This is a genomic window from Sphingomonas sp. GW821-FHT09B04 (assembly GCF_059418285.1).
The window spans coordinates 493,339-519,820 of record NZ_JBWKPO010000002.1 but is presented as its reverse complement, the minus strand read 5'-3'; the positions used below and the strand labels follow the sequence as shown (position 1 = coordinate 519,820).

27 protein-coding genes and 1 tRNA gene are annotated in these 26,482 nt (G+C 67.0%); 6 read left to right on the top strand and 22 right to left on the bottom strand.

What is annotated here, in order from left to right:
• Positions 1-136 precede the first annotated feature (136 nt).
• The 3 genes from AC07NK_RS08540 to AC07NK_RS08530 form a co-directional block, all read right to left on the bottom strand.
• The gene (locus tag AC07NK_RS08540; protein WP_495170152.1) at positions 137-415 is read right to left on the bottom strand and encodes a LysR family transcriptional regulator; all 279 of its coding nucleotides are present in this window, start codon (positions 413-415) and stop codon (positions 137-139) included.
• A 143-nt stretch (positions 416-558) separates the two neighbouring features.
• Positions 559-1,164: a redoxin domain-containing protein gene (locus tag AC07NK_RS08535; protein ID WP_495170151.1), complete on the bottom strand. Its 606-nt coding sequence runs from the start codon at positions 1,162-1,164 to the stop codon at positions 559-561.
• 15 nt (positions 1,165-1,179) lie between these two features.
• Positions 1,180-3,198 (bottom strand): protein-disulfide reductase DsbD family protein, encoded by a 2,019-nt coding sequence (locus tag AC07NK_RS08530; RefSeq protein ID WP_495170150.1) that lies wholly within the window; start codon positions 3,196-3,198, stop codon positions 1,180-1,182.
• A gap of 101 nt (positions 3,199-3,299) precedes the next feature.
• On the opposite strand from AC07NK_RS08530, the gene AC07NK_RS08525 reads away from it, so the two are divergent.
• Positions 3,300-4,946, top strand: coding sequence for an alkaline phosphatase family protein (locus AC07NK_RS08525; protein ID WP_495170149.1), 1,647 nt, complete (start codon positions 3,300-3,302; stop codon positions 4,944-4,946).
• Between the two features lie 113 nt (positions 4,947-5,059).
• Here the strand turns inward: AC07NK_RS08525 and mmsB are convergent, their stop codons facing one another.
• The 6 genes from mmsB to AC07NK_RS08495 are packed head-to-tail and all read right to left on the bottom strand — an operon-like array spanning position 5,060 to position 9,521.
• Positions 5,060-5,950, bottom strand: a complete 891-nt coding sequence (mmsB, locus tag AC07NK_RS08520; RefSeq protein ID WP_495170148.1) for a 3-hydroxyisobutyrate dehydrogenase — start codon at positions 5,948-5,950, stop codon at positions 5,060-5,062.
• Entirely contained in the window at positions 5,951-6,214 is a 264-nt protein-coding gene (locus AC07NK_RS08515) for a hypothetical protein (protein ID WP_495170147.1), read from the bottom strand.
• Between the two features lie 4 nt (positions 6,215-6,218).
• On the bottom strand, positions 6,219-6,992 hold the full coding sequence (locus AC07NK_RS08510; RefSeq protein WP_495170146.1) for an enoyl-CoA hydratase: 774 nt from the start codon (positions 6,990-6,992) through the stop codon (positions 6,219-6,221).
• A complete protein-coding gene (locus tag AC07NK_RS08505) occupies positions 6,989-7,345 on the bottom strand; it encodes a YunG family protein (RefSeq protein ID WP_495170145.1) in 357 nt (118 codons plus the stop codon). Before AC07NK_RS08505 ends, AC07NK_RS08510 begins: the two co-directional genes overlap by 4 nt.
• Complete coding sequence (locus AC07NK_RS08500) at positions 7,345-8,382, bottom strand: enoyl-CoA hydratase/isomerase family protein (protein WP_495170144.1); 1,038 nt, start codon at positions 8,380-8,382, stop codon at positions 7,345-7,347. The genes AC07NK_RS08505 and AC07NK_RS08500 overlap by 1 nt, the downstream gene beginning before the upstream one ends.
• Positions 8,379-9,521 (bottom strand): acyl-CoA dehydrogenase family protein, encoded by a 1,143-nt coding sequence (locus AC07NK_RS08495; protein ID WP_495170143.1) that lies wholly within the window; start codon positions 9,519-9,521, stop codon positions 8,379-8,381. Before AC07NK_RS08495 ends, AC07NK_RS08500 begins: the two co-directional genes overlap by 4 nt.
• An 82-nt stretch (positions 9,522-9,603) precedes the next feature.
• Here AC07NK_RS08495 and AC07NK_RS08490 point away from each other — a divergent pair, with 82 nt between their 5' ends.
• Positions 9,604-9,801 carry a hypothetical protein gene (locus AC07NK_RS08490; protein WP_495170142.1) on the top strand — a complete coding sequence of 66 codons (198 nt, stop codon included), beginning with the start codon at positions 9,604-9,606 and terminating at the stop codon, positions 9,799-9,801.
• A gap of 8 nt (positions 9,802-9,809) precedes the next feature.
• On the opposite strand, the gene AC07NK_RS08485 is transcribed toward AC07NK_RS08490, so the two are convergent.
• The 3 genes from AC07NK_RS08485 to AC07NK_RS08475 form a co-directional block, all read right to left on the bottom strand.
• Positions 9,810-10,730, bottom strand: a complete 921-nt coding sequence (locus AC07NK_RS08485) for a polysaccharide deacetylase family protein (protein ID WP_495170141.1) — start codon at positions 10,728-10,730, stop codon at positions 9,810-9,812.
• An 85-nt stretch (positions 10,731-10,815) separates the two neighbouring features.
• Positions 10,816-11,364 carry an HdeD family acid-resistance protein gene (locus tag AC07NK_RS08480; RefSeq protein WP_495170140.1) on the bottom strand — a complete coding sequence of 183 codons (549 nt, stop codon included), beginning with the start codon at positions 11,362-11,364 and terminating at the stop codon, positions 10,816-10,818.
• Positions 11,365-11,459: 95 nt separating this feature from the next.
• A complete protein-coding gene (locus tag AC07NK_RS08475; RefSeq protein ID WP_495170139.1) occupies positions 11,460-12,971 on the bottom strand; it encodes a CoA-acylating methylmalonate-semialdehyde dehydrogenase in 1,512 nt (503 codons plus the stop codon).
• 197 nt (positions 12,972-13,168) lie between these two features.
• Between AC07NK_RS08475 and AC07NK_RS08470 the strand changes: the two genes are divergently transcribed.
• Complete coding sequence (locus tag AC07NK_RS08470; RefSeq protein ID WP_495170138.1) at positions 13,169-14,053, top strand: LysR family transcriptional regulator; 885 nt, start codon at positions 13,169-13,171, stop codon at positions 14,051-14,053.
• 84 nt (positions 14,054-14,137) lie between these two features.
• A complete protein-coding gene (locus AC07NK_RS08465; protein WP_495170137.1) occupies positions 14,138-15,463 on the top strand; it encodes a methyl-accepting chemotaxis protein in 1,326 nt (441 codons plus the stop codon).
• A 162-nt stretch (positions 15,464-15,625) separates the two neighbouring features.
• Here AC07NK_RS08465 and AC07NK_RS08460 read toward each other — a convergent pair whose 3' ends face one another.
• From AC07NK_RS08460 to AC07NK_RS08445, 4 genes are read right to left on the bottom strand one after another with little or no spacing between them, the layout of a single operon-like run.
• Positions 15,626-16,870 (bottom strand): adenosylmethionine--8-amino-7-oxononanoate transaminase, encoded by a 1,245-nt coding sequence (locus AC07NK_RS08460; RefSeq protein ID WP_495170136.1) that lies wholly within the window; start codon positions 16,868-16,870, stop codon positions 15,626-15,628.
• On the bottom strand, positions 16,867-17,466 hold the full coding sequence (gene bioD, locus AC07NK_RS08455) for a dethiobiotin synthase (RefSeq protein ID WP_495170135.1): 600 nt from the start codon (positions 17,464-17,466) through the stop codon (positions 16,867-16,869). The genes AC07NK_RS08460 and bioD overlap by 4 nt, the downstream gene beginning before the upstream one ends.
• Positions 17,463-18,572 carry an 8-amino-7-oxononanoate synthase gene (locus AC07NK_RS08450; RefSeq protein WP_495170134.1) on the bottom strand — a complete coding sequence of 370 codons (1,110 nt, stop codon included), beginning with the start codon at positions 18,570-18,572 and terminating at the stop codon, positions 17,463-17,465. Before AC07NK_RS08450 ends, bioD begins: the two co-directional genes overlap by 4 nt.
• The gene (locus AC07NK_RS08445; RefSeq protein ID WP_495170133.1) at positions 18,569-19,405 is read right to left on the bottom strand and encodes an HpcH/HpaI aldolase/citrate lyase family protein; all 837 of its coding nucleotides are present in this window, start codon (positions 19,403-19,405) and stop codon (positions 18,569-18,571) included. Before AC07NK_RS08445 ends, AC07NK_RS08450 begins: the two co-directional genes overlap by 4 nt.
• 102 nt (positions 19,406-19,507) lie before the next feature.
• On the opposite strand from AC07NK_RS08445, the gene AC07NK_RS08440 reads away from it, so the two are divergent.
• Positions 19,508-19,581, top strand: a tRNA-Gly gene (locus AC07NK_RS08440).
• Positions 19,582-19,618: 37 nt separating this feature from the next.
• Positions 19,619-20,905: a serine hydrolase domain-containing protein gene (locus AC07NK_RS08435; RefSeq protein ID WP_495170132.1), complete on the top strand. Its 1,287-nt coding sequence runs from the start codon at positions 19,619-19,621 to the stop codon at positions 20,903-20,905.
• Here the strand turns inward: AC07NK_RS08435 and AC07NK_RS08430 are convergent.
• From AC07NK_RS08430 to glmU, 6 genes are read right to left on the bottom strand one after another with little or no spacing between them, the layout of a single operon-like run.
• Positions 20,892-21,497 carry an ATP-binding cassette domain-containing protein gene (locus AC07NK_RS08430; protein WP_495170131.1) on the bottom strand — a complete coding sequence of 202 codons (606 nt, stop codon included), beginning with the start codon at positions 21,495-21,497 and terminating at the stop codon, positions 20,892-20,894. The two genes, AC07NK_RS08435 and AC07NK_RS08430, sit on opposite strands and share 14 nt — an antisense overlap.
• Positions 21,487-22,176, bottom strand: a complete 690-nt coding sequence (gene modB, locus AC07NK_RS08425) for a molybdate ABC transporter permease subunit (protein ID WP_495170130.1) — start codon at positions 22,174-22,176, stop codon at positions 21,487-21,489. The genes AC07NK_RS08430 and modB overlap by 11 nt, the downstream gene beginning before the upstream one ends.
• Positions 22,176-22,931: a molybdate ABC transporter substrate-binding protein gene (gene modA, locus AC07NK_RS08420; protein ID WP_495170129.1), complete on the bottom strand. Its 756-nt coding sequence runs from the start codon at positions 22,929-22,931 to the stop codon at positions 22,176-22,178. Before modA ends, modB begins: the two co-directional genes overlap by 1 nt.
• A 5-nt stretch (positions 22,932-22,936) precedes the next feature.
• Complete coding sequence (glmS, locus tag AC07NK_RS08415; protein WP_495170128.1) at positions 22,937-24,760, bottom strand: glutamine--fructose-6-phosphate transaminase (isomerizing); 1,824 nt, start codon at positions 24,758-24,760, stop codon at positions 22,937-22,939.
• 21 nt (positions 24,761-24,781) lie between these two features.
• Positions 24,782-25,093: a hypothetical protein gene (locus AC07NK_RS08410; protein ID WP_495170127.1), complete on the bottom strand. Its 312-nt coding sequence runs from the start codon at positions 25,091-25,093 to the stop codon at positions 24,782-24,784.
• The gene (gene glmU, locus AC07NK_RS08405; protein ID WP_495170126.1) at positions 25,090-26,445 is read right to left on the bottom strand and encodes a bifunctional UDP-N-acetylglucosamine diphosphorylase/glucosamine-1-phosphate N-acetyltransferase GlmU; all 1,356 of its coding nucleotides are present in this window, start codon (positions 26,443-26,445) and stop codon (positions 25,090-25,092) included. Before glmU ends, AC07NK_RS08410 begins: the two co-directional genes overlap by 4 nt.
• Between the last annotated feature and the right edge of the window lie 37 nt (positions 26,446-26,482).

The following is a 26,482-nucleotide window of genomic DNA, read 5'->3' as shown; positions in this document are numbered from 1 at the left end:
ATGCGCCACCCGCGCGCCGGTGACGCGCCACTCACGCGACACTGGTGCGCCATCCGCGCGCCAGTCGAGCGCCAGTCGAGCGCCAGCCACGCGCCACCTGCGTACGTTGCCGCGCCACCGGTGCGCCACTTGCGCATCAGCCGCGTGCCGCTGGCGCGCCGGCCTTGGCAAAGGGATCGGCGAGGCGGCCTTCATACGCCGACAGCACTTGATCCCAGGTGCGGTCGAACGCCGTGCCCGTCAGGCGTCGGCGCAACCGGTTGGCGCTGGAGCGCGACATGCCGGCGGCGCGCGATGCCGCCGCGACGCTGCCGGTTTCAAACAGCGCGGCGAGGAAGATGCGCTGTTTGGCAGGAGTCCAGCGCGCATGGCTGCGGATCGCCGGGGCGGATTGGGGTGTGGGATCGTTGCTCATGCCGGCAAGCGCAGCACGGAATTTCCAACATGTATCCAACAAAATGCGGAGGCATCGCGCGCGCCGTCACGCCAACGAAAAAAGGCCGGGGTCGCCCCCGGCCTTTTCTCCGCCTCTGCCCCCTATAAACAGGGCGGGAACCCTTATCCGGCGTATTTGACCGAGCAGCCATAAGGCTGGCTGGTCGCGACCGAGACCGGCTTGCCTGCCTTCATCTCACCGAGCGCCGCGAGAACATGGTTGCGCGCGGCGCCCATCTCCTCGACCCGCGCCGCGGGTTTGTCGTCGATGCCGCCCTGATAGCGCAGCACGCCCTGACCATCGATGATGTACATGTGGGGGGTCGTCTTGGCGGCATAGCCCTTACCGACCACGCCCTTGGCATCGAGCAGGTAGTGCGCGGGCACTGCCTTCTGTTCGCCCACCCATTTCGTCGCGCCGGCGCCGTCCATATGGCCCTGTTTGCCCGGCGCACCCGAATTGATCGTCAGCCACACCACGCCGCCGGCCTTCGCCGCAGCCTGGGTCCGCTGCATATTGCCCTGATAGTGGCGCTGCACGAACGGGCAGCCGGGGTTGTTCCATTCGAGCACCACCGTCTTGCCCTTGAAGTCGGACAGCTGGACGGTCTTGCCGCTGGCGTCGGTCAGCTTGAAATCGGTCGCCTTCTGGCCGTTGGTCTGTTCGGCAGCGCCGGGCACGGTCAGTGCCACGAGCATCGCTGCGCCAATTGGGATCAACCTGTTCATCACCCTATCTCCTGGTTACGCACCGTCCCCCGGAAGCGCGGTCAGCATGCCTTGGGTCAGCATCTGGGGCAAGACCTTCGGTTCGGCCGATCCCTTGGGATACCAGAGATATAGCGGCACCCCCGCGCGATTATGCTGCTCGATGAAGCGGCCCAGCGCCGGATCGCCATCGGTCCAGTCGCCGACCAGCACCGCAACGTTGCCGTCCCTGAACGCCTTGTTCACCGCATCGGTCTCGATCGCGGTCTTCTCATTGACCTTGCACGTCACGCACCAGTCGGCGGTGAAATAGGCGAAGACCGGGCGCCCTTCGGCACGCAGGGCCGCGAGCCGTGCCTCGCTGAACGGCTCGGCACCGGCAGCCTTTACCTCTGCCGCTGCGGCGGGCTTCTCGATCGTCGCGACCGCCCAGATCCCGGCGACCGTCACCGCCAGCGCCGCGATCCACGCGATGCCGTTGCCCGCGCCCCGCGCCTGCCGTCGCCCGAGCGCCCACAGCACCACCGCCAGTCCAAGCGCAACGACCAGCCCGATCGCCATGCCGTTGACGCCCTTGAGGCTGCCCAGCACCCAGGCGAGCGCGATCGCGGTCAGGAACATCGGCACCGACAGGATCTTGCGGAATGTGTCCATCCACGCGCCGGGCTTGGGCAGCATCCGCCGCAACGCGGGCACGAACCCCAGCAGCAGGAAGGGCAAGGCAAGCCCAAGCCCAAGCCCGAGGAAGATCAGCAAGGCGACATACCAGGGGAGGATCAGCGCTGCGCCCAGCGCCGCACCCATAAACGGGCCGGTGCACGGCGTCGCGATGAACGCCGCGAGCGCGCCGGTCATGAACGCGCCGCCGGAACCGCCGCTCGCCAGCTTGCCCGCGAACCGCGGCGTCATCAGTTCAAACAGCCCGGCGAGGTTGAGCGCGATCCCCAGCACCAGCAGCAGCAGGAACAGGATCACCCGAGCATCGGTGAGCTGAAACGCCCAGCCGACGCTCGCGCCCGCCGCGCGCAGCCCCAGCATCGCGCCGCCGAGCGCCAGCACCACCAGCACGACGCCCGCGGTATAGGCGAGCGCTTCCGCGCGGGCATGGCCCTCGCTAGTCCCGCTCTTCGCGAGGCTCAGCGCCTTGAGGCTGAGGATCGGGAAGACGCAGGGCATGATGTTGAGGATGAGGCCGCCGAGCAGCGCGCCGCCGAGCGCGACGAGCGCCGCGGTCCAGTCGATCGCAGCGGCCGGTGCCGTGCTCGCGGCGACCGCACCCGGCACCGCGGCCAGCGCGAAGCCCTGCCCCGGTCCGACCGACAGCACGCCTTCGAGCTTCGCGGGCGTCTTCGTCCCTGCCTTCACCTCGACCACGACGGTATCGCCGTCGCGCGTCAGTTTTTGCGGCGCGGAATAGTTCACCGCCTCAAGCGTCAGCGGGAAGAAATAGGCTTCAGCGCCGAGCGGCGCGCTCGCGGGATAGGGGATCGCGACGCGCAACACACCATCGGCGACCGCGAACTTGCCTTCGCTGCCGAGCGGCTTGGGGAAGGCGCGGCGCCATTCGTCGAAGCGCGCACGCTGACCAGCCGCGATCGCACCATCGCCGACGGTCAGGTTGATCGCGAGATTCTCCGTTTCCGGCACGCACACTTCGTCGGTGCAGACGAGATAGTCGGCGCGCACGGCGATCGGCAGCGCGGTGCCCGGCTTGAGCCCGGCCGGGATCTTGAGCGTCACGAGCTGGGTGTAGCTGCCCTTGTAGACATAGTTCATGATCCCCGCGACCATCAGCCGCGTCGGAACCGGATAGCGCAGATCGCCCGCGGTCAGGCCCTGCGGCAGCTTCCAGTCGAGGCGCGTGTCGAGGCCGGCATCGCCGGGATTCTTCCAATAGCCGTGCCAGCCGGGGTTGGGCTTCGCGACGAACGCCAGCGTCACCTCGCTGCCCGGCGCGGGGTTGTCGCTCTCGGCCACCAGATCGACGGTGAGGTTGTTCTGACCCGCCTGCTGCGCCGCCGCGGGTGACGCTGCCGCCAGAAACCATGCGAACATTGTCACTAACGCGAAACTCAACTTGCGCATTCACCAGTCCTTGCCGTGCGGGAGCGAAAGGAACATAGCGCCCCCGGCCCGATTTGCCATCCGGAGGAAAGATGCTTCGTTCATTCGCCGCCGCCCTGCTCCTCGCATCGCCAGCATACGCGCAGGACGCACCGCCCCCTCCTCCGCAGGCACCCGCCGGTCCGCCCAAGCTGATCGTCGCGATCTCGGTCGACCAGTTTTCGGCCGATGTGTTCGCCGAATATCGCCAGCACTTTACCGGCGGCCTCGCCCGGCTCGCCAACGGCGTGGTCTTTCCGTCGGGCTATCAGAGCCATGCCGCGACCGAGACCTGCCCCGGCCATTCGACGATCCTCACCGGCAGCCGCCCCGCGCGCACCGGCATCATCGCCAATGACTGGATCGACCTCAGGACGCCGCGCAAGGACAAGACGATCTATTGCTCAGAGGACGAGAGCGTCCCGGGCAGCAGCTCGGCCAACTACACCGTCTCGCCGCTCCACCTGAAGGTGCCGACGCTGGGCGAGCGGATGCAGGCAGCGACCCCCGCCACCCGTGTCGCCGCGGTCGCAGGCAAGGACCGCGCCGCGGTGATGATGTCGGGCCACAAGGCCGATCAGGTCTGGTGGTGGGGCGGCAAGGCGTTCGTCAGCTATGCCGGACGCGCCACCCCCGAAGCCATCACGCGCGGCAATGCCGCCACCGCCGCGCGCATCGGCCAGGTGCAGTCCGCAATGGAACTGCCCGCCTTCTGCCAGTCGCGCGACATCGCGATCCCGATCGGCGCGGGCAAGACCGTCGGCACCGGCCGCTTTGCCCGTGACGCGGGCGACAGCCGCCGCTTCCGCGCCTCGCCCGAGTTCGACATGGCGATCGTCGGCATCGCCGCCGATCTGCGCGCCGAGATGAAGCTGGGAGAGGGCACGGCAACCGACGTGCTGATCGTCGGCGCATCGGCGAGCGACTATGTCGGCCATACCTATGGCACCGAGGGCACCGAGATGTGCATCCAGATGGTCAATCTCGACCGCACGCTCGGCAAGTTCTTCGAGATCCTCGACAAGACCGGGATCGACTATCAGGTCGTGCTGACCGCCGACCATGGCGGCCACGACCTGCCCGAGCGCCACAACCTGCATGGCATCCCCGAAGCGGCGCGCGTCGCGCCGGGCATGGGCGCCAAGGCGATGGGCGAGAAGGTCGCCGCCAAGCTCAAGCTCGGCGAGCGCCAGCTGCTGTGGGGCGGCAATTTCGGCGACATCTATGTCGACCCGGCGCTCCCGAAGAAGCAGCGCGAGGCGGTGCTGCGCGAGGCGATGGCACTCTACCGCGCCAATCCGCAGGTCGCCGGAGTTTACACCCGCGCCGAGATCCTCGCGACGCCCAGCCCCAGCGGCCCGCCCGAAACCTGGTCGATGCTCGAGCGCGCCCGTGCCTCGTTCTTCCCCGAACGCTCGGGCGACTTCGTCGTGGCGCTGAAGCCGCGGATCACCCCGATCTCGGACCCCACCAACGGCTCGGTCGCGACGCATGGCAGCTTCTGGGATTATGATCGCCGCGTGCCGATCCTGTTCTGGCGCAAGGGCCAGACCGGGTTCGAGCAGCCGATGTCGGTCGAGACCGTCGACATCCTGCCGACGCTGGCCGGGCTGATCGGGCTGCCGATCCCGGCGGGCGAGATCGACGGCCGCTGCCTCGATCTCGACGCCGGACCGGGTACGACCTGCCCGGCGAAGTAAGCCGTCACCCCGGCCCTGTGCCGGGGTCCACTTTGCCGCAGCGGATGCGATGGAGCCTCTGGCCCATCGCCTTCCGCCCGGTGGATCCCGGCACAAGGCCGGGATGACGGACGTCAGGGTTGGGCTTTCCCGTCCAGCATCTTGATGATGCCTGAGAAGTCGACACCGGCATTCCCGGCGTCGGCGAACTGCGTGTAGAGCTCGGCCGCGCGCGCACCCATCGGGGTTTCGCTATGCGTGCTTTCCGCAGCTTCCATCGCGAGCTTCAAATCCTTGAGCATCAGTCCGGCGGCGAACCCGCCCTGATAGCCGTTATCGGCGGGGGTCTGCGGACCCATGCCCGGCAGCGGCGCATAGGTGTTGAGCGACCAGCATGCGCCCGACGAAACCGAGGCGATGTCGTAGAAGGTCTGCGGATCGAGCCCGAGCTTCTGCGCGAGCAACAGCGCCTCGCAGGTCGCGACCATCGTCGCGCCGAGCAGCATGTTGTTGCAGATCTTCGACGCCTGTCCGGCGCCATTGCCGCCGGCATGGATCACGGCCTTGCCCATGGCAGCAAGGAACAGCTCGGCACGCGCGAAGGCGCTGTCGTCGCCGCCGACCATGAAGGTCAGCGTGCCGCCCGCCGCCGCCGCGATCCCGCCCGAGACCGGGGCGTCGACCGCCGCAAGGCCCTTTGCCTGCGCCGCGTCGGCGACACGGCGCGCGGTGGCGACGTCGATGGTTGAGCAATCGATCAGGATCGCGCCGGTGTCGGCCGCGCCGAACACGGCGTCTTCATAGACCTGTTCGACATGCTTGCCCGCGGGCAGCATGGTGATGACCGCCTCTGCACCCTCGGCGGCCGCCGCGGCACTTTCGACGGGCAAGCAGCCCGCTGCCCTGGCGCGCTCAAGCGCCTCGGCCGAGAGATCGAAGGCGCGGACGTCATGTCCCGCCTTGGCCAGGTTCGCGGCCATCCCGCCGCCCATATTGCCCAGCCCGATGAAACCAACGCGCGCCACTCAACTCTCCTTTGCAAATCTGCGTCGAGCCTTGGCCCCGGCAAATGCGGCGATGGCGGCAGGAACGAACATCGCGCCTCCCACCATGCTCACAAAGGGGAGCATCGACCCAAAGCTATACCCCGAAGTTGCGATAAAAAGGCCTGCCAGCAACAGCACCGCCCCCAAACCCGCCAGCAGCCAACGGCCCGGAAAAAGGGCTCCGCCAACGAACGCCAGAGCGAGTGGCGGCAATCCATAGACCAGGAAGGCAAGGCCGATCATGCGATCACTTGCCCGTCCAGTTCCCCGGGCGCTTCTCAACGAACGCCGCCATGCCTTCCTTCTGGTCGGCGGTGCCGAACAGGCCGTGGAACAGGCGCCGCTCGAACTGAACACCCTGCGCCAGCGTCGTCTCGAACGCAGCGTTGACCATTTCCTTGTTCGCCAGCACCGACAGCGGCGCCATGCCCGCGATCGCCGTGGCCGTCTTAAGCGCATCCTCGAGCAAATCGGCGGCGGGGACGATGCGGCTGACGAGGCCTGCACGCTCGGCTTCCTCGGCACCCATCATGCGGCCGGTGAGGCACATCTCCATCGCTTTGGCTTTGCCCACCGCGCGCGCCAGCCGCTGCGATCCGCCCATGCCCGGCGCCACCGCGAGCTTGATCTCGGGCTGTCCGAATTTGGCGGTGTCGGCGGCGAGGATGAAGTCGCACATCATCGCCAGCTCACACCCGCCGCCGAGTGCGAAGCCCGAAACGGCGGCGATGATCGGCTTGCGCGTGCGGGTGAACTGATCCCAGCCAGCAAAGAAGTTATGGCCGTACATGTCGGCAAAGCCCTGCGCCTGCATCTCCTTGATGTCGGCACCGGCGGCGAACGCCTTCTCGCTGCCGGTCAGTACCGCGCAACCCTGCGACGGATCGGCGTCGAACTTCGCGAAGGCGTCGAGCAGTTCGCTCAGCACCTGGCTGTTGAGCGCGTTCAGAGCTTGCGGCCGGTTGAGCGTCACCAGTGTGACGCCGCCGCGCTGTTCGACGAGGATGGTTTCGTAGCTCATTTGGACTCCTGATTCAGGCGCTCGACATTGGCGAGAAGGATAGCGAGCTGCGCAGGCGTCGCGTGCTCGTGCGCTTCCTCGATCGAGCTGGGGCTGTTGTCATAGGGAATCGGCTCGTCGAACTGATCGGTCGCGAGGTCCCAATAGCGGCCATCGATGCGGTTGTAGAAATGGGTGCCGCCTTTGGTGGCGGTCTTGAAAATCTCCCCGCCGAAGACGTGCTGGGTGGCGAGCGCCGTCACCGCGCACTGGTTGCGGCACGGATTGAGTGGATCGAACGGGTCCGGAATCGTCTCCGCGCTCCAGGCGTGCCTGACCGCGTGATAGAAGTCGGCCGGGGTAGCGTAGCGCATCAGGGCTCCCATTGCTGATCGGTGGACAAGGGCGCGAAGATCTGATCGATCAGGTGATCGCTCACCTCTTCCGCGGTCGCCGGGTTCCATTTCGGCGCATTGTCCTTGTCGATAATCACTGCGCGTACGCCTTCGATGAAGTCATGGCGTTGCACGACATGGCTGCCCACCGCGAATTCCTGGCGCATCTCATCCTCGAAGGTGGGCATGGTCTTGCCGTCGAGCAGCAGCTTGAGGCTGACCTTCATGGTCTGGGGGGATTTGGTGCCAAGCGTTGCAAGCTGTTGCGTCGCCCATTCGCCGCCGTCCGCTTCGAGCGCAGCCAGCACATCCTCAAGCTTGTCCGACGCGAACAGCCGGTCGATCGCGCCGCGATGCGCGAGGATGCGGGCGTCGGGTGCAGGAGAGGACAGCGCCTCCAGAACGGCTTCGATCGTCTGCGGATCGGCGATGATCCGCGCCTTGGCACCATCCAGCGCGTCCGAATGGAGATAATGGCTCGCCAGCCCGAGCGCGAGGCACTCGGCCCCGTCGAGCCGGTGCCCGGTCAGCGCCAGATACTGGCCGGTGCGCCCCGCCAGCCGCGAGAGATACCAGCCGCCGCCGACATCGGGGAACAGGCCGATCCCGGTCTCGGGCATCGCCAGCTTGGTATTCTCGGTCGCGACGCGGTATTTCGCCGGCTGGCTGATGCCGACGCCGCCGCCCATCGTGATCCCGTCCATAAAGGCGACGATCGGCTTGGCATAGGTGAACAACGCGTGGTTCATCCGGTATTCGACCCGGAAGAAGTCGCGCGCCGCGCTGCCATCGCCGGCACCGCTTTCCGCGATCATGCGGATATCGCCGCCTGCGCAGAACCCCCGGCCCTCCGCGTGATCTATGATCACCGCTTCGACGGCGGTGTCGTCGCGCCACGACGTCAGCGCATCGAGGATGGCGGCGCACATCCCTGTGTTGAGTGCATGGATCGCCTTGGGCCGGTTGAGCCGGATGCGGCCGACCTTGCCCTCGATCGAGATCAGGACGTCGCTCATTGGCGGGTCAGCTCGCGTCCGACGATCATCCGCATCACCTGATTGGTGCCTTCCAGGATCGAATGGACGCGGAGGTCACGCCAGAAGCGCTCGATCGGATAGTCCATGAGGTAGCCATAGCCACCATGGAGCTGGAGCGCGCGATCGACCACCGACGATCCGGTGTCGGTGGCGAAGCGCTTGGCCATCGCTGCGAACTTGGTCTTGTCGGGCGCGTTCGCGGTGACCTTGGCCGCGGCGAGGTAAAGCAGCGCGCGCGCCGCTTCGAGCTCGGTTGCCATGTCGGCGAGCGTGAACTGGGTGTTCTGGAAGTCGGCGATCGCCGATCCGAACTGCTTGCGGTCCTTGGTGTACTGAACCGCCTCATCGAGGCAGCGCTGCGCCCCGCCGAGCGAACAAGCGCCGATGTTGAGACGGCCGCCGTCGAGACCCATCATCGCGATGCGGAAGCCCTCGCCCTCGCCACCGATCAGGTTTTCGGCGGGCACGCGGACATTGTCGAACGTCACCTGCCGGGTGGGCTGGGCGTGCCAGCCGAGCTTGCGCTCATTGGCGCCGAAGCTGACGCCGGGCATGTCCTTTTCGATCGCGAGGCACGAGATGCCCTTGGGGCCGTCGACGCCGGTGCGAACCATCGTGACGTAGAGCTCGTTCTCGCCCGCGCCGGAGATGAACTGTTTCGACCCGTTGACGATGAAATGGTCACCGTCACGCTTCGCCGTCGTCTTGAGCGCGGCGGCATCGGAACCCGAGGACGGTTCGGTCAGGCAGTAGCTCGCCAGCCAGTCGGCGGTGACGAGCTGGGGCAGATACTTGTCCTTCACCGCCTGCGACCCGAAGCGGTCGATCATCCAGCTCGCCATGTTGTGGATCGAGATGAACGCGCTGGTCGCGGGACAGCCATAGGCCATCGCTTCCATGATCAGCGCGGATTCGAGCCGGCCGAGACCGATCCCGCCGCTCTCTTCGGACACGTAGATCGCGCCGAAGCCGAGCTCGGCTGCGGCCTTCACCGTCTCGCGCGGGAAGATGTGCTTCTCATCCCACTCGGCGGCGTGCGGGGTGATCGCATCGGCGGTGAACTTGCGCGCCATCTCCTGGATTGCGCGCTGGTCTTCGTTGAGATCGAACTGGTCCATCATCCCCTCTTTATATTTCGCCAGTTGAACGCCGCCCGGGTCCGTGCGATCCGATGCCGCACAAATCGGGGAAGTTCACCACATGAAGCTTCGTCTTTTGATTGTCGCGCCGCTGCTTGCCACCGGCGCCTGCGCCACGCCCGACACGCTCAACAGCCTTGCCGTCGGCATGTGCCGGAAGCAGGACGGATGCCATGTCCGCGATCAGGCGCCCCGCCACGGGTCGCAGCAGCAACGCGCGGTCGAGGACGTGATCGAGGGCCGTCAGGAGCCGATGTAGCGCCAGGTTCATTCCGCTTCGCCCAATACGCGGCGGCGGAACAGCGGACCCATGAGATCGAGATCGTTGCGCGCATACCAGCGCGGTGCGGGCAGGCCCCTTTCCCACGCCAGCGCTTCGGTCAGCGTACCTTGCGCGACGGGGGCGTCGGGCTCACCGAGCGGGTCGGCATAGGCCGCATCGGCGGTCACGATTTCCCAGCCCTTCGCCCGCAGCGCCGCGACCAGTTCGTCGACGAACATCGCCGCGAGGTCATTCTCGTGCAGCAGCAGCATCTGGACGGGCTGCCGGCCAATGGTCTTCACCATCAGCCCGTCGTAGAATTCGGCGGCCTCGACATGGCTTTCGACATAGAGGTCGCGCAGCGCCTTCATGTCGATGCGCTTGCCGGCCTTCTTCGCCGCCATTGCCTGATCGTCGATATACCAGTCGACGGACTCGGCGGTGACGTAGCCGTTGGAGAGGCCGCGCGCCTTCAACCCCGCGCGCACGGCGTCGCGCTTGACCTTGTCCTTGCCGCCCTCATCGAGGAACGGGAAGCGGAACCACGGGCGATAGCCTCCCCAGCCTTTCAGCCATGCATCGGCATAATCGATATCCGCCAGATAAGCGTCGGCTGACATGCCGCTCAGCCTTTTATGCGAATAGCTGTGATTGGCGAGTACATGTCCCGCCACCACATATCGCGCGATATTGGTCGCGCCGTCGCCGGTGCCCGGCTTGCCCAGATTGCCGACGGTGACGAAGAAGGCAGCCTGCTTGACCTTCGCCTTGCGCAGCGCCTTGATCAGCATTTCGGCTCGTGCATCCGGGTCCATGAACCCGCCCGCATGCCGTGGCGTATCGTCGAAGCTGAGCGCGATCCGCTTCTGCGCGGCGGCGGGCATCGCCATCACCAGACATGCCACCAGAGCCGCAAGCCACCGCATCGCCTTCTCCCCCGTTTTCATGAAACGGCGACGCTCATAGCATGGCGCACGATCCGGCTGTCACGCGCACATTTGCGGGCGAACGTCAGGGGGCGGGTTCGGCCGCCGCTTCGAACGCTGACTTCACGGCCTTGCCGGCGAGATAGAGCATGATCAGCGCCACGCCATTGAAGATCAGCTCGATCCCCAGCAGCGTGCCCAGCAGGACCGTTGCGGAACCCGGATAGGTCGCGAACACATAGGCGCCGAGGCCGATCGCGATCAGGCCGGTCAGCAGCAACGGCCAGAACAGGCCGGTGCCACGCACCTGAACCGCGAAGATCACTCGGAACAGCCCGGAGGCGACGAACAGGATCCCGGCGGCGAGCGTGAGCGACAGCATCCCCGCGAGCGGATTGGCGAGGATCGCGATGCCCAGCAGCGTCACGACGACCGCCCACAGGATCGCCCAGATCTTTGCGCCCGTCCCCGTTTCGGAGAAGGCCGAGATCAGATGGACAATCCCGCTGAACAGGAACATCCACCCCGCCAGGAATACCGCCGTCAGCGTCGCGCCGAACGGATTGAACAGTGCAAGTACGCCGCCGACCAGCGAAACAATGCCGGCGATGATCCAGAGTGTAGACGCTTTCATGACTTGCCACCCTTTTCCCGCGATCGCCCCCCGGCCCGCCGGACCATAGGTCAGCGGCGGTCGGAGGAACAGGATATTCGGGGTGGCGGGGCATGTCAGCCCATCGTCGGGATGACGAACGCGTTGCCACCGTCAGGCGAACCGTCGGGCCAGCGCTGGGTGATCGTCTTTACCTTGGTGAAGAACTTGATGCCTTCCATGCCGTGCTGGTTGGTGTCGCCGAACGCACTGCGCTTCCAGCCGCCGAAGGTGTGGTAAGCGACCGGCACCGGGATCGGCACGTTGATGCCGACCATGCCGACATTGACGCGCGCGGCGAACTCGCGCGCGGCATGGCCGTTGCGCGTGAAGATCGCGACACCATTGCCGTACTGGTGATCGCTCGGCAGACGCAGCGCGGTCTCGAAATCGGGGGCGCGGACGATCTGGAGGACCGGACCGAAAATCTCTTCCTGATAGCTCTGCATCTGCGGGGTGACGCGGTCGAACAGCGTCGGGCCGACGAAGAAGCCCTGCTCATGCCCCTGCAGGCTGAAGCCGCGGCCGTCGACGACCAGTTCTGCGCCCTCATCGACGCCCATCTGGATGTAGCTTTCGATCTTCGCCTTGTGCGCGGCGGTGACCACCGGGCCGTAATGCGCCCCGGCATCGGTCGACACGCCGACGCGCAGTGCCTCGATCGCGGGCAACAGCTTGGCGCGGAGCGCTTCGGCGGTCTTGTCGCCGACCGGCACCACTACCGGGAGCGCCATGCAGCGCTCGCCCGCCGAGCCGAAGGCCGCGCCGGCGAGGTCGTTGACGACCTGATCGAGATCGGCGTCGGGCATGACGATGCCGTGGTTCTTGGCGCCGCCCATCGCCTGGACGCGCTTCCCGGCCGCGACGCCGCGGCGATAGACATAATGCGCGATGTCGGACGAGCCGACGAAGCTCACCGCCTTGATCTCGGGATGGTCGAGGATCGCGTCGACCATCTCCTTGTCGCCCTGCACGACCTGAAGCACACCCTCGGGCAGCCCGGCCTCGAGCATCAGCTCGGCAAGACGCACGGGCACGCTGGGATCGCGTTCCGAGGGCTTGAGGATGAAGGCGTTGCCGCAGGCGATGGCGACACCGAACATCCACATCGGGATCATCGCGGGGAAGTTGAACGGTGTGATGCCCGCGACGACGCCCAAGGGCTGGCGCATCGAATAGACGTCAATCCCCGGCCCCGCGCCCTGCGTATATTCGCCCTTGAGCACGTGCGGGATGCCGCAGGCGAATTCGATCACCTCGAGCCCGCGCTGGATGTCACCCTTGGAGTCGGCGATGACCTTGCCATGCTCGGAGCTGAGCAGATGCGCCAGCTCGTCCATGTTCTTTTCGATCAGCGCCTTGAAGTTGAACATGACGCGGGCGCGGCGCTGGGGGTTGGTCGCCGCCCAGCCGATCTGCGCCCTGACCGCATTGGCCATCGCCGCGTCGAGATCGGCTTGCGCGCCCAATGTCACCTGCGCCTGAACCGCGCCGGTATTGGGATCGAACACGTCGGAACGGCGCGTGCCGGTTCCGGCCGTCGCCGCATTGCCGATGAAGTGCGAAATCTCACGGACCGCCGTCGCCATTTACCGTCTCCCAAACCGTCGACCGTCATCCCCGCGAAGGCGGGGATCCATTCAGGCTAACGTCGGGAAAGAACCTCGGCACCTGAGACAATGGATTCCCGCCTTCGCGGGAATGACGAACCAAGGACTTTCTGCACCCGCGCCCGCCAGGCGAGCAACCCATCGACATGCAGGTATAAGCTGCATATCTGCAGGCCATGGACTGGAGCGACCTGCCGATCTTCCTTGCAATTGCCCGCACCGGGCAGCTCGCCAAGGCCGCGCAGGCGCTGGAGATCGACGCCACGACGGCAGGCCGCCGTCTGCGCAGGCTGGAGCAGGCACTGGGCGAGCGGCTATTCGAGCAAGGGCCGGACGGCCAGTCGCTGACCCCGGCAGGCGAGCGGCTGCTGACCCATGCCCGCGCGATGGAACGTGCCGCCGCCGCGATCGGCAGCCGCGACCCTGGCGGCGCGGTCCGCGGCACGATCCGGGCGAGCGTGTCCGAAGGCTTTGGCACGTGGTTCGTCAGCCGCCATCTGGGCGAGCTGGCCGCCGCGCACCCGGGGCTGGCGGTCGATCTGATCGCGACCAGCGGCTTCCTGAACCCGACGCGGCGCGAGACCGATGTCGCCGTGCTGCTCGCCCGCCCGCGACGCGGGCCGCTGCTGACACGCAAGCTCGCCGATTATGGCCTGCGGCTTTATGCCTCGAACGACTATCTCGCCCGAAGCGCGCCGCTGACCACGCCCGAAGAGCTGCGCGCCCATCGCCTGATCGGTTATGTCCCCGACATTCTCTATGCGCCCGAGCTGCGCTATCTCGACGAAATCCCCGGCGCCCCCGAGCCGCAGCTGCGATCGTCGAGTATCAACGCGCAATATCGGATGACTACGGCGGGAGCGGGCATCGCGGTGCTGCCCTGTTTCATCGGCGACGCGGATCGCAAGCTGACGCGTGTTCTTCCCGATATCCGCATCCGTCGCAGCTTCTGGCTGGTGACGCATGAGGAAACCCGCCATTTCGCGCACGTCGCCGCGTTCGCCGACTGGATCACCGCACTTTCCGCACGTCACCGGCCGGAATTGGAAGGCGACCTGTAGAAACTGGCGAAAAACCGCCATTTGTCTTCAAACTGTCACGCCCGGATAACATCGCATTTACCGCATCGCCCCTAGTGGAACGGTATGTTCTGTTCGCCCGCCGACTTCGCCGACCTTCGTCAGCCCGCCACCGCGCGCAGCTGGCTGACGCCGATCGAACGCGATCCGCCCTTCCTGCGCGAGACCGATACGCTGTTCGCCGCGATCGACCTGTTCCAGGCGAATATGGAGCTGCGCCTGCTTCCGGTGGTGGACAGGGGGCATCATATCGTCGGCGCGGTGTTCGAGAAGGATGTGCGGCGCCTGCTGCTCAATCCCTTCGGCCATGCGCTGATGCGCAACCCTGCCTATGGCAACGGGCTGACAGCGCATATCCGCCCCTGCCCGACCGCAGAGGTCGATCAGGATCCGGGCGCACTGGTCGAGGCCTATCGTGCCGCCAATGGGGCTGAGGGGATGATCGTCACGCATCGCGGACGCCTGTTCGCTGTGGTCGCCAATCGCCGCCTCGTCCGCCTCACCTCCGAACGCGAACTCGACGCGGCCAATGCGCGGGTCGAGCGGGCGCAGCGGATCGAGGCCGCGACGACGCGGTTCGAGCGGCAGGTCGCGGGACTCGCGCGTGCGCTGACCGATCTGGCGCGCTTCATCTCGGCCAATGCCAAGCAGACCGAAGGGCGTGCGGGCGATACCGGCGATCGCGCCGCAGCAGTCGCTGCCGCCGCCGGACAGACCAGCGCGTCGATGCGCGACATCGCCGACCGGGGCCGGATGCTCGCTGGCGCCTTTGCGGCGATCAACGACGACACGCTGCGCGCCAAGGCCGCCGCGTCAGACGCGGTCACGCTGGTGAGCGCAGGTACCGCACGCATGGACGGGCTGATGCACTCCGCCCAATCGATCGACGCGGTGATCGGCCTGATCGGTGAGATCGCGAAACAAGTGAATTTACTTGCGCTCAATGCGACGATCGAGGCGGCGCGCGCAGGCGAGGCAGGACGCGGCTTCACCGTCGTCGCCAATGAGGTGAAGATCCTGGCGACACAGGCGGGGGTCGCCGCCAAGCGCATCACCGCGCATGTCGAGGAAATCCGCAGCGGTATCGTCCATGTCGCCGACGGCCATGCTCAGGTCGAGGCGTCGATCGCCGCGATGGCACGCCTGTCCGACACGGTCGAGGACGCGGTCGGCACCCAGCGCGACACCACCCGCCTGATCGCGCTGACCGTCGAGGAAGCGGTCGCCGCGGGCACGCAGATCCATGACGATGTCGAGGCGATCGGCGCGACCGCGCGCTCAGCGTCGAGCAGCGCGGGCGAGATGGGCGGACTTGCCGGGCGTATCCGCGCGGAGGCGGATGCGCTGGGCAATACGGTCAGTGCGTTCCTCGCGGAATTGCGCGCGGCTTAGGCAGCCGTCAGTCCCCTCCCTGCAAGGGAGGGGTTAGGGGTGGGTTGTCAGCGGACGGGGCTCGATGCCCCGGCCGGTGACTTTGAACCGGGCGTTGACCGCGCGGCTGCGCCGCGCGACCCACCCCCTGCCCCTCCCTTGCAGGGAGGGGAGATTCACCGACTAAGCTTCCACCGCTTCGCCGATCACCGTATAGACGCGCGCCAGATCATCGTCCGAGATGCAGTATGGCGGCATGACGTAGACGGTGTTGCCGAGCGGACGAAGAAGGACGTTGCGATCGCGGAAGAAGCTCATCAGCCGCGGTCCGAGGACGGACAGATACGCCCCTTCCGGCGCCTCGATCTCCATCGCAACGATGGTGCCCAATTGCCTGAGGTTGTTCACCTTCCCCGACAATGCCCGGCTGTAGCTGCGCTGCCGCAGGGCAAGATGCGCGACCCGCTCGAGCACCGGCTCGTCACGCCAGATGGCGAGGTTCGCGGCGGCGGCGGCACAGGCGATCGGGTTGGCGGTGTAGCTCGACGAATGGAAGAACATCTTCGCGCGGTCCTTCGACCGGTGCGATTCGAAGATCTCGGGCGTCGCCATCGTCACGGCCAGCGGCAGCGATCCGCCGGTCAGCCCCTTGGACAGGCATAGCAGGTCGGGCACGACCGACGCCTGCTCGCACGCCAGCAACGTGCCAGTGCGGCCCCAGCCGGTCATCACCTCATCCGCGATGAACAGCACGCCGTGCGCTGCGCAGATGTCGCGCATCGCCCGCAACACGCCGGGCGCGTACATCTTCATGCCGCCAGCGCCCAGCACCAGCGGCTCGACGATCATCGCGGCCGGCGGCGGCGACTGAGCGCAGAGCTGCTCGAGCGCGTCGAGCGCGCGATACTCGTTCGCGCCCTGTGGAAAGGGGATGGTGTCGACGTCGAACAGCAGCGGCGCATAGCTCCTGTTGAACACACCACGCGCGCCGACCGACATGCCGCCGATCGTGTCGCCATGATAGCTGCCCTGCATCACCACGATGCGATGGCGCGGCTCGCCGCGATTGGCGAAATGGCCGAGCGCCATCTTGATCGCGACCTCGACGCTGGTCGATCCGCTGTCCGAGAAGAAGACATGGTCGAGCGGGCGCGGCATCATCGCCACCAGTTCGCGCGCGACCGTCTCGGCAGGCTCGTGGGTCCAGCCGGCAAAGATCAGCTGGTCGAGCTTCTCCGCCTGATCGCGGATCGCGGCGACGATGCGCGGGTTGGAATGGCCGTGCGTCGTCACCCACCAGGAGGAGATCGCGTCGATCACCCGCCGCCCGTCGGCGGTATGCAGCGCCGCGCCCTCGGCATGGGTCACCAGCGGCACCGGCTCATTGAGCCCATGCTGGGTAAAGGGATGCCAGACAGGCGAGTTCATCCGAGGCCCGTCAGGTCGAGCGTTTCCGCTGCTGCACGCAGCGTATCCGGGGTGAGCGGATCGAGCAGGGGAATGCGCCCGAGCGACCGCACCTTGCCCATTGCGCAGATCGTCGCTTCGCTGTCCGGCATCGCATCCCCCGAGAAGAGCACGCCGCCTACCCAGATTGAGCGGGCGCGCAAAGCCTCGATCGTCAGCAAACTATGGTTAATGGCGCCTAACGTCGTTCGGGCGACCACCACCACGGGCAGGCCCCAGCGCGCGAAGAGATCGGCATAGACCAGCTCGCGGGTCAGCGGGACCAGCGCCCCACCTGCCCCCTCGATCACCACCTGGCCCGGCGGCGGCGTGAGGCGATTGGGGTCGATCGTGACGCCGTCGATCTCTGCAGCGCGGTGCGGCGAACAGGGCGTGGTCAGCCGATAGGCTTCAGGCAGGATTTCGACACCGGCGAGCCGGGCGACGGTTTCGCTGTCGGTTTCCTCGTCGAGCCCAGCCTGAACCGGCTTCCAATAGGCAGCGCCCAGCCGTAGCGCGAGCGCCGCCGACGCCACGGTCTTGCCGATGCCGGTATCCGTTCCGGTGACGACGATCATGTGAGTGCGTCCGCCAGCCGGTCGATATCCCCCTGAGTGACGTTGAGCGTCAGCGATATGCGCAGCCGCGCCGTGCCCGCGGGCACGGTCGGTGGACGGATGCCGCGCACGTCGAAGCCCTTGGCCTGAACCGCCGCGGCGCGCGCCATCGTCTCAGCATCGCCGCCGACGATCAACGGGAGCAGTTGCGACCCCGTCGGAGTCACGCCGAGCGGCGCCAGCACGCGCTCGGCATGCGCGATCAGCCAGTGCAGCGTCTCACGCCGCGCCGGTTCGTCGGCGACGATCCGTAGCGCCTCTCGCACCGCAGCCGCCATCAGCGGCGACGGCGCGGTCGAAAAGATGAAGGGCCGCGCACGGTTGACGAGGAAGTCGATGAAGACGCGCGGGCCGCAGACCAGCGCGCCCTCGCATCCCAGCGCTTTGCCGCAGGTGTGCAGCGTGATGATATTGGGCTGGCCCTCCAGCGTCGCGGCGAGGCCGCGTCCGCCGCTGCCCCACACGCCGGTCGCATGCGCCTCATCAACGATCAGCATGGCGTCATGTCGCGCCGCCACTTCGGCGAGCGCGGCGATCGGGGCGCGGTCGCCGTCCATCGAATAGAGGCTCTCGACCGCGATCCACGGCGTTCCCGTGCCGCCGTGCCCACGCCATGAAGCGATGGCGTCGTCGACCGCCTGCGCATCGTTGTGTGCGGCCGCCACCGATGGCGCACGCGACAGCTTGAGGCCGTCATGCACGCTGGCGTGGATCAGGGCGTCATGAACGATGAGGTCGCCCGGCTGCGGCAGCGTCGCCAATAGCGCGACGTTTGCGGCGAAGCCGGTGGAGAAGAACAAAGCCGCCTCCGCCCCGAACATGGTGGCGGCGTCGGCCTCTAGCGCGGCGATCTCGGGATCGTTGCCGCGCAGCAGGCGTGATCCGCCCGACCCGACCGCAACGCCACGGTCCAGCGCCGCCGCGACCGCATCGCGCAGCCGCTGATCGTTCGCGAGGCCGAGATAGTCGTTGGAAGCGAAGTCGATCCCCGTGCGCGGCGTCAGCGACCGGTAACGGCCCGCATCGCGCAGCCGCTCCAGATCGCCGCGATGGAAGTCCCCACTCACGTGACGCCGGCGCGCTTCAGCAATGCTTCGGCCTGTTTGAGGTGCGGCGCATCAATCATCTTGCCGTCGAGCTGGAGCGCGCCTGCTTCGGGGTTCGCCGCGAATGCCGCGACCACATGCCGGGCGTGGGCAATCGCTTCCTCCGACGGGCTGAACGCGGCGTTGATGATCTCGATCTGCGCGGGGTGGATCGCCATCATGCCAGTGAAGCCGTCGCGCATCGCCCGCGCGCAATAGGCCTTGAGCCCGTCGAGGTTGCGGAAATCGGGATAAACGGTCTCGATCGCCCGCACGCCCGCGGCATGGGCGCCGAACAGGGTCAGCGCACGAACCATCTCATAGGGCGGGGTATAGCTTCCGTCCTTCTCACGCGAGGAGACCGCGCCGATCGCGGCAGGCAGATCCTCGGCACCCCAGGTGATGCCGGCAAGACGCGGCGAGCAGCCGGCATAGCTGCCGAGGCCGAATACCGCCGCCGGGGTCTCGGTCGCGATCGGGAGGATGCGCGCGGCGATCCCGCCGAGCATCGCATCGAGCGAGGCGACGTCCGCGCCGGTCTCCGCCTTGGGCAGGACAATGCCGTCGGCGCCATGCGCGGCGCCGAGATCGTCCTGCGTCATCCCCGAATCGAGCGGGTTGATGCGGACCCACAGGCCCACTTCGCTGCGCGTCTCGGCGAGGAACTTTGCAACCGCCAACCGCGCGGCGCCCTTATTGGCCGGAGTCACCGAATCCTCGAGGTCGAGGATCAGGGCATCGGCGCCGCTTGCGAGCGCCTTCTCCATCCGGTCGGGCCGGTCACCGGGAACGAACAGCATGGAACGCAGCTTCATGGGAACCTCTCCTTGCGCTGCCCCATGCCGCCGGATCGTGCCAAAGTTCAAGAAGGGACTTGAACCGAACGCAGCGCGCGTCATATGGCAACGCACACCCGAGCGGGTGTAGCTCAATGGCAGAGCAGAAGCTTCCCAAGCTTACGACGAGGGTTCGATTCCCTTCACCCGCTCCAGTTCCCCATGATCCGCACGCGCGAAAATGGAACGCACATGCGCCTATTGAGTACCGGGCGACGCAAGGCATTCGCCGCGCTTTCCACGCTGGCACTGGGCGCGGGCGCCTTCGCCGCCTTTCACTTCGCCGGTCCCCAGCCTCCCTCCGGCAATACGACCGACCCCATCGCGAATGACGTGGTGCAGGCGGTGGCCACCCCGACGCGCGTGGACTATCGCCGGCTCGAGGCGCGGATCGCGCGGCTCATGCAGGAACCCGATATGGTCGGCCTTGCGGTCGGCGCCGTCGAGAACGGGCAAGTTCGCTTCGCGAAGGGCTTTGGCGAGACGGTCGCGCATAGCGGCACTCCCGTCACCCCGAACACCGTGTTCCGCTGGGCTTCGGTGTCGAAGGGGGTCGCTGCTGCGCTGGTGACCAAGCTTGCCGAAGCGGGGAAGCTGTCGCTCAACGCCCCGGTCGCGTCGCTGAACACCACGCTGACGCTGCCGGGCAACTGGAGCAACGTCACGGTCGCCAATGTCCTGTCGCACCGCGTCGGACTGGTCCGGAACGCATGGGACGACCGGCTCGAGGCCGGGCAAGACCCCAGGGCATTGCGCGCGGCGCTGGGCACACTGCCCGTCCATTGCCCGCCGGGAACCTGCTACGGCTATCAGAACATCGCCTATGATACCGCGACCGAGATCGTCGAGGGCGCGACTGGCGAGGACTATGCCAGCCTCGCCCATAAGCGCCTGTTCGAGCCGCTGGGAATGCGCAACGCCAGCGTCGGTCGCGCGGGGCTGCAAAGCGCGACGAGCTGGGCGCAGCCGCACCGCAAGGGTAAGGCGCTCGTCACCGTCAACGACGCCTATTACCGGGTGCCCGCTGCAGGCGGGGTCAATTCGTCGATCCGCGACCTGCTGATCTGGATGCAGGCCCAGATGGGCAATGCGCCGGGTGTGCTGTCGGCGACGGCGCTCGAAACGATGCACCGCGCCCGGGTCGCGACGCCGCCACACGGACCGCGGGGGCCGATGGACCGCGCGCTGACCAACGCCTCCTACGGCCTTGGCTGGCGCAGCTTCGTCTATGCCGGACATCCGCTGGTCGGGCATCGCGGTTCGGTGGACGGCTATGGCTCGCTCGTCCTGTTCGATCCGGCGGACAAGAGCGGTATCGTGATGCTGTGGAACAGCAACACGGGCAAGCCGGCGCGACTGCAGCTCGAATTCTTCGACCTGCTCTATGGCCTGCCGCACACCGACTGGTTCGAGTTCGACAAGAAGCCGGAATCTGCAGAGGGGCTTCCCCCAGGGACGAGCAAACCTAAAGCTCGATGATGCGCTGGCCCAACCGCTCGGCTTCGGCTTGATCGTGGGTCACCATCAGGATCGGTAGCGCCGCTTCATCGCGCAGCCGCTCGATCACCCGCATTACCTCTTCGCGCCGGCCGCGGTCGAGCGACGACAGCGGCTCGTCCAGTAGCAGGAAGCGGGGGCTGGCCAGCAGCGCCCGCCCGATCGCCACGCGACGCGCCTCACCGCCCGAGAGCGAACGCGGCCAGCGATTGAGCAGATGCGCGATGTCGAACCGGGCGGCGAGATCATCGAGGCCCGAGGGATCACCCCCCGCGCCATAGAGCAGGTTCGCACGCACATCGAGATGCGGGAACAGCCGCGCATCCTGAAACACATAGCCGGCGCGGCGCCGCTCGGGGGGTATATCTACCCCGGTGGCGGCATCGAACAGCGCCTCGCCGTTCACCCGCACATGACCCGTATCGGGTTTCAGCAGCCCGGCGACCATGTCGAGCACGCTGGTCTTGCCGACGCCGGAGGGCCCGAACAGCACGGTGAGCCCGTCGCCGCCTTCGATCCGGCAGGTCACATGCGCGTCGCCCCGACGCTTTTCGACGGCGATGTCAAAGGACATGGACGCCCCGCCCCGCCCGCCGCGCGAGCAGTTCCGATGCCACCAATGCCGCCAGCGACAACGCGACCGAGATCAGCGCCAACCGCAACACCTGCGCCTCGCCATCGGGCGTCTGCAGCGCGGCATAGATGGCGAGCGGCAGCGTCTGCGTCTCGCCGGGCACGTTGGAGACGAAGGTGATCGTCGCACCGAACTCGCCCAGCGCGCGGGCAAAGCCGAGTACTGCCGCGGCCAGCACCCCGGGCAGTGCGAGCGGGAGCGTGATTGTCCGGAACACACGCGTCCGGCTTGCCCCCAAGGTGCGAGCAGCATCCTCGAACCGTCGATCCACCGCCTCGATCGATAGCCGCATCGCGCGGACCATCAGCGGGAGCGCCATCACCCCAGCGGCGATCGCGGCGCCGGTCCAGCGGAACATCACGCTGACTCCGAGCCAGCGCTCGAGCCAGCCCCCCACCGGTCCCGCAGGGGCGAAGGCAAGCAGCAGCAGCCAGCCGGTCACCACCGGCGGCACGACGAGCGGCAGATGGACCAGACCGTCGATCAATATCTTGCCCGGAAAGCGCGTGCGGGCGAGCAACCATGCGAGCACAAAGGCGATCGGCAATGTGACGATGGTCGCAACCAGCCCGACCTTGAGCGACAGGGCGACGACCGGCCAGATGCCGCCCTCCAGCATCAGCGCCGCGAGAAGCCGTGGCGGATGAAGATCGCGCGGCCTTCGTTCGAGAGCAGGAAGCGCCGGAACCCCTCTGCGTCGGGGTGCGCCGAGCCTTTCAATCGCGCGAGCGGATAGACGATCGGCGGGTGGCTCGATTGCGGGAAAACGCCCACGACGCGCACGCGCGCCGAAGCCCGCGCGTCTGTCGCATAGACGATGCCATAGGGCGCCGCACCACGCTCGACCAATGCCAGCGCGGCGCGGACATTCTCCGCACGTACCAGCTGCGGGGCAGCGGCATTCCATAGTTTGAGCTTGCGCAAGGCCGCTTCGGCATAGCGGCCTGCGGGCACCGATGCCGGATCGGCCACCGCGATCCGCCCGCGCAGCATCGCCGCGAGCGGGCGTCGCTGGGCCGGGACATCCACTCGGGTCACCAGCACCAGCCGGTTGCCCAGAAACGGCGCGCGCGTCCCCGGTGCGAGCATCGCCCGCTGGTCGAGATAGTCCATCCACTCCTGGTCCGCCGACACGAACAGGTCGGCGCGCGCGCCCGCTGCCGCCTGCCGCGCCAGTACCGAGGATGCGGCGAACGAGATCACCGGCCGTGGATGCCCCTTGCGCGCCCAGCCATCGGCTGCAGCGGTCATCGATTCCTGCAGGCTCGCCGCCGCCAGCACCAGCGGTCCCTCGCCGCGCTGCGCCGCCGCCGGAATCGCGGCGAGGCCAAGCCCCAGCGCAACCCCGATCAGCCAGCGGCGCGCGACGATCATCGGCGCTATTCCACCGTCACCGACTTGGCGAGGTTGCGCGGCTGGTCGACATCGGTGCCCTTAGCCACCGCGACATGATAAGCGAGCAACTGCACCGGCACCGCATAGACGATCGGCGCGATCAGCGGGTGGACCTTGGGCATAGTGATCGTCGCGATGCACCCCTCACCCGCCGCTTCGATCCCGTCATAGTCGCTGATGAGGACGACCTTGCCGCCGCGCGCCTGCACTTCCTGCATGTTGCTCACGGTCTTCTCGAACAGCGGGCCTGAGGGCGCGATCACGATCACCGGGACATTCTCGTCGATCAGCGCGATCGGCCCGTGCTTCATCTCGCCCGCGGCATAACCTTCGGCGTGGATGTAGCTGATTTCCTTGAGCTTGAGCGCACCTTCCAGCGCCAGCGGATAATCGGTCCCGCGGCCCAGATAGAGCACGTCGCGCGCGCTCGCGACGACGCCCGCCATCCCCTCGATTGCCTCGTCATAGGCGAGCGCGGCGTTGAGTGCGGCCGGCGCTTCGGACAGATGCCGGACGATTTCCTTCTCCTCGGCCGCATCCATCCGTCCCTTTGCCTTGGCGAGGTTGGCAGCGAGCGCGGCGAGCACCGCGAGCTGGCAGGTGAACGCCTTGGTCGACGCCACGCCGATCTCCGGCCCGGCATGGGTGGGGAGCAACAGGTCGGCTTCGCGCGCCATCGTGCTGGTCGGCACGTTGACCACGGCGGCGATCGTCTGCCCCTCCGCCTTGGCGTGGCGCAGCGCCGCGAGCGTGTCGGCGGTCTCACCTGACTGGCTGATGACGATCATCAGCCCACCATCCTCCATCACCGGCGCGCGGTAACGGAATTCGGACGCGACATCGATATCGACCGCGACGCGCGCGAACTGTTCGAACCAGTATTTGGCGACCATGCCGGCATAGAAGCTGGTGCCGCACGCCACAATCGTCACGCGCTTGATCGTCGACAGGTCGAAGTCCGGGATCGGCAGCGTCACCGTATCCTCGAGCCGCTGGAGATAGCCGCGCAGCGTCTGCGCCACGACGATCGGCTGCTCGTAAATCTCCTTCGCCATGAAGTGACGATGGTTGCCCTTGTCGATCAGCTGGCCTGACGCGCCCGAATTGACGATCGGGCGTTCGACCGGGTTGTTGTCGACGTCATAGACCTGAACGCCCGACCGGGTCAGCACGACCCAGTCGCCTTCCTCAAGATACGAGATGCGCTGGGTCAGCGGGGCCAACGCCAGGGCATCGGAGCCGAGATAGGTTTCATCCTCGCCATAGCCGACCACCAAAGGCGAACCGAGGCGGGCGCCGATCAGCATGTCGGGATGCTGGCGGAACAGGATGGCGAGCGCGAAGGCGCCGTGCAGCCGCGGCAGCACGCCCTTCACCGCCTCGACCGGGTCGACGCCATTCTCCACCTGTTCGCTTACCAGGTGCGCGACGATTTCGGTGTCGGTCTCGCTGTCGAACTTGCGGCCGCGCGCCAGCAGTTCTTCGCGCAGCGGCTTGAAATTCTCGATGATGCCGTTGTGGACCAGCGCGACCTCGCCGGTGGCGTGCGGGTGGGCGTTGTTGGTCGTCGGGCCACCGTGCGTGGCCCAGCGCGTATGTGCGATCCCCACCGTTCCGGACAGCGGCTCCTGCGCCAGGACCTTACCCAGATTGACGAGCTTGCCCGAGGCGCGCCGCCGGTCGATCGCCCCATCGACGATCGTCGCGATGCCCGCCGAGTCATAGCCGCGATATTCGAGGCGCTTGAGGCCGTCGAGCAGCCGGTCGGCAACGTCTTCCTTGCCCAGGATTCCGACGATTCCACACATTTCAGTTCATCCCCAGCCGCATCAGTGCGGAAAATTGGTGTCGACGAAAAACCGGGTGAATTCTTCCGGGTCGGGGTCGCGTCCGTTCGCCTCGACGAACCGGGCATGGCCGCTTTCCCAGACCTGACGGATCGCTTCCCCGATGCCTTCGGGGAATTGCATCCGCGCCACCACGATCTCGCGCCAGCTCCCCTGCTCGCCAAAGGTCTCGCGGAACTTCGGCGTCATCTTTGTCAGCTGCGCTTCCTGTACATCGTCGAGATGTCCGATCGCATCGAGCACATAGCAATCGACCAGCCGGAGGAAGGGTTTGCCTTCGTAACGGTCACTCATTTCGCTGCCTTCCTCGCCTGCATCATCGCTCTGAATCGCTTGGCCCAACCGGGCTTGCTCACCTGTTCGGGCCGCACCAGCGCCAGCGCATCGGCCTCGACATCCCGGGTCACCACCGCACCCGCGGCGACGATCGCGCCCTCGCCGATCGCAACCGGCGCGACCAGCGCGCTGTTCGATCCGATGAAGGCGCCTGCACCGATCTGCGTCCCATATTTGAAGAAGCCATCATAGTTGCAGGTGATCGTGCCCGCGCCGATGTTCGCGCCCGCGCCCACCTCCGCATCGCCGAGATAGGTCAGGTGATTGGCTTTCGCCCCCTTGCCCAGCACGGTCTTCTTGGTTTCGACGAAATTGCCCACCTTGGCCTTTTCGCCGATGATCGTGCCTGGACGCAGACGAGCATAGGGGCCGATCTCGGCGCCGGTGGCGATCGTCGCGCCCTCGATATGGCTGAAGGCGCGGATATTCACCGCGTCCGCGACCGTCACGCCGGGTCCGAACACCACATTGGGCTCAAGCGTCACGTCGCGACCCAGCACGGTGTCATAGGCGAACCACACCGTATCGGGCGCGGTCAGCGTCGCGCCATCGGCCATCGCCTGTGCGCGGCGCGCCTGCTGCCAGCCGGCCTCGACCGCTGCCAGATCGCTCCGGCTGTTCACCCCGGCCACCTCGGCGGCATCGGTCTCGATCACCGCCGAGCCGCCCGCATGGGCGGTCGAAAGCTCGACGATGTCGGTCAGATAATATTCGCCTGCGGCATTGTCGTTGCCCAACCGGTCCAGCAGCGCGAACAGGTCAGCCGACTGCACCGCCATCAGCCCCGAATTGCACAAAGTCACCGCACGCTCCTCGGGGGAAGCGTCCTTGAATTCGACGATCTTCTCGATCCGGCCGTCACCGTCGACGATCACCCGGCCATAGGCCGCCGGATCGGCGGGGCGAAAGCCGAGCACCACAACGCTGGGCGCGTCGGGGGCGTGCAGCCGGTCAACCATCCGGCGCATCGTCTCCCGCGTCACCAGCGGCACGTCGCCATAGAGGACCAGCACATCGCCGTCGAAGCCGGCCAGCGCGTTCTTCGCCTGCATGACGGCATGCCCGGTGCCGAGCTGTTCAGCCTGATGCGCGCTGACCACGCCGTGCGGCGCCACCGCGGCTTCGACCTGCTCGCGGCGCGCGCCGACCACAACAACCGCCCGCTCGGGCGACAGGCTCGCAACGGTATCGACCAGATGCAACAGCATCGGCCGCCCGGCGATCGGGTGCAGGACTTTGTGAAGATCCGATTTCATCCGCGTACCACTGCCGGCGGCAAGGATGATCGCGGCGATGGGTCGCTGGCTCATGCTGGAAAACGTCTCCCGTCGGGCGCACCTGCCACGA

Bases quoted from the DNA above. Each gene is read 5' to 3' on its own strand.
- AC07NK_RS08540 (WP_495170152.1), bottom strand. From the start codon at position 415: ATGAGCAACGATCCCACACCCCAATCCGCCCCGGCGATCCGCAGCCAT.
- AC07NK_RS08535 (WP_495170151.1), bottom strand. From the start codon at position 1,164: ATGAACAGGTTGATCCCAATTGGCGCAGCGATGCTCGTGGCACTGACC.
- AC07NK_RS08530 (WP_495170150.1), bottom strand. From the start codon at position 3,198: ATGTTCGCATGGTTTCTGGCGGCAGCGTCACCCGCGGCGGCGCAGCAG.
- AC07NK_RS08525 (WP_495170149.1), top strand. From the start codon at position 3,300: ATGCTTCGTTCATTCGCCGCCGCCCTGCTCCTCGCATCGCCAGCATAC.
- AC07NK_RS08515 (WP_495170147.1), bottom strand. From the start codon at position 6,214: ATGATCGGCCTTGCCTTCCTGGTCTATGGATTGCCGCCACTCGCTCTG.
- AC07NK_RS08510 (WP_495170146.1), bottom strand. From the start codon at position 6,992: ATGAGCTACGAAACCATCCTCGTCGAACAGCGCGGCGGCGTCACACTG.
- AC07NK_RS08505 (WP_495170145.1), bottom strand. From the start codon at position 7,345: ATGCGCTACGCTACCCCGGCCGACTTCTATCACGCGGTCAGGCACGCC.
- AC07NK_RS08500 (WP_495170144.1), bottom strand. From the start codon at position 8,382: ATGAGCGACGTCCTGATCTCGATCGAGGGCAAGGTCGGCCGCATCCGG.
- AC07NK_RS08495 (WP_495170143.1), bottom strand. From the start codon at position 9,521: ATGGACCAGTTCGATCTCAACGAAGACCAGCGCGCAATCCAGGAGATG.
- AC07NK_RS08490 (WP_495170142.1), top strand. From the start codon at position 9,604: ATGAAGCTTCGTCTTTTGATTGTCGCGCCGCTGCTTGCCACCGGCGCC.
- AC07NK_RS08485 (WP_495170141.1), bottom strand. From the start codon at position 10,730: ATGCGGTGGCTTGCGGCTCTGGTGGCATGTCTGGTGATGGCGATGCCC.
- AC07NK_RS08480 (WP_495170140.1), bottom strand. From the start codon at position 11,364: ATGAAAGCGTCTACACTCTGGATCATCGCCGGCATTGTTTCGCTGGTC.
- AC07NK_RS08475 (WP_495170139.1), bottom strand. From the start codon at position 12,971: ATGGCGACGGCGGTCCGTGAGATTTCGCACTTCATCGGCAATGCGGCG.
- AC07NK_RS08470 (WP_495170138.1), top strand. From the start codon at position 13,169: ATGGACTGGAGCGACCTGCCGATCTTCCTTGCAATTGCCCGCACCGGG.
- AC07NK_RS08465 (WP_495170137.1), top strand. From the start codon at position 14,138: ATGTTCTGTTCGCCCGCCGACTTCGCCGACCTTCGTCAGCCCGCCACC.
- AC07NK_RS08460 (WP_495170136.1), bottom strand. From the start codon at position 16,870: ATGAACTCGCCTGTCTGGCATCCCTTTACCCAGCATGGGCTCAATGAG.
- bioD (WP_495170135.1), bottom strand. From the start codon at position 17,466: ATGATCGTCGTCACCGGAACGGATACCGGCATCGGCAAGACCGTGGCG.
- AC07NK_RS08445 (WP_495170133.1), bottom strand. From the start codon at position 19,405: ATGAAGCTGCGTTCCATGCTGTTCGTTCCCGGTGACCGGCCCGACCGG.
- AC07NK_RS08435 (WP_495170132.1), top strand. From the start codon at position 19,619: ATGCGCCTATTGAGTACCGGGCGACGCAAGGCATTCGCCGCGCTTTCC.
- AC07NK_RS08430 (WP_495170131.1), bottom strand. From the start codon at position 21,497: ATGTCCTTTGACATCGCCGTCGAAAAGCGTCGGGGCGACGCGCATGTG.
- modB (WP_495170130.1), bottom strand. From the start codon at position 22,176: ATGCTGGAGGGCGGCATCTGGCCGGTCGTCGCCCTGTCGCTCAAGGTC.
- modA (WP_495170129.1), bottom strand. From the start codon at position 22,931: ATGATCGTCGCGCGCCGCTGGCTGATCGGGGTTGCGCTGGGGCTTGGC.
- glmS (WP_495170128.1), bottom strand. From the start codon at position 24,760: ATGTGTGGAATCGTCGGAATCCTGGGCAAGGAAGACGTTGCCGACCGG.
- AC07NK_RS08410 (WP_495170127.1), bottom strand. From the start codon at position 25,093: ATGAGTGACCGTTACGAAGGCAAACCCTTCCTCCGGCTGGTCGATTGC.
- glmU (WP_495170126.1), bottom strand. From the start codon at position 26,445: ATGAGCCAGCGACCCATCGCCGCGATCATCCTTGCCGCCGGCAGTGGT.